This is a genomic window from uncultured Tenacibaculum sp., from assembly GCF_947502995.1.
GTDB lineage: Bacteria > Bacteroidota > Bacteroidia > Flavobacteriales > Flavobacteriaceae > Polaribacter.
The window spans coordinates 1-390 of the sequence record NZ_CANNBW010000068.1 but is presented as its reverse complement, the minus strand read 5'-3'; the positions used below and the strand labels follow the sequence as shown (position 1 = coordinate 390).

The 390-nt window shown below is 38.2% G+C and carries 1 protein-coding gene; it reads right to left on the bottom strand.

Annotation, left to right across the window (positions count from 1 at the left end):
• A partial coding sequence (locus Q1A46_RS20755; protein WP_299683570.1) for a hypothetical protein occupies positions 1–390 on the bottom strand: 390 nt, incomplete at both ends.

Below are 390 nucleotides of genomic sequence, written 5' to 3'. Positions count from 1 at the left end.
ATAGCTTCTGCTACATTTCCTGTTCCACTTCCTGTGATAGCAGTAGCTGTTCCTGTACCTGCATCAAATACTGTATAAGTATATCCGCCTGTATATGGCGTACTACTATCAAAGATAATCTCTACTGCTGCTGTACTTGATCCGAAACAAACAACTGGTGCTGTCTGAGTTACATTGATTAAGTGATCTGGTACATCAACAACTTCATAACTCGCACTTAACTCACAACTTGTTACTGGATGTGTAACTGTTACTGTGTAAACTCCTGCTACTAATCTTGTTGTATTCGTAACACTAACTCCACTATCAACATTATTGATTGTCTCAACTGGAGCTCCTGTACTATCTGAAATAACTACTGTAGCTCCTGTTACTGTTAAACTTGAATTA